Below are 383 nucleotides of genomic sequence, written 5' to 3' on the forward strand. Positions count from 1 at the left end.
ACATCTACGGAGAGACCGCTATCATCAACAGCAACTGGCGCCGCGTTAAGCCCCCTAACCGTGACATTGATATCCCCCTCTGCCTGAAGGCCTGCAGAGTCGGTGATAATATAGGCAATTTGATCAGTCGTCGTCTCATCTTGAGCTAAACTCTCAAACAAACCATTCGTATCATATGAAAGAGTGCCGTCTCCATTGTCAACAACAGTGCCTTGCGTATCAGTCAGATCGCCTAAGCCAACAAAACTAACGGTATCGCCGTTATCAATATCGATGTCATTTAGAAGTAAATCAGCTACGTTTAGGACTAACGAGCCATCCGCTCCAACTTCAACTTCGTCTACCAAAGCCTCTGGCGCATCATTTACCCCTACGAAATCGAT

1 protein-coding gene is annotated in these 383 nt (G+C 46.7%); it reads right to left on the reverse strand.

Features of this window, described 5'->3' with window-relative positions; all coding sequences use genetic code 11:
* A partial coding sequence (locus tag A3750_RS25900) for an Ig-like domain-containing protein (protein WP_197474900.1) occupies window positions 1–383 on the reverse strand: 383 nt, incomplete at both ends.

This window comes from Oleiphilus sp. HI0079 (genome assembly GCF_001635105.1).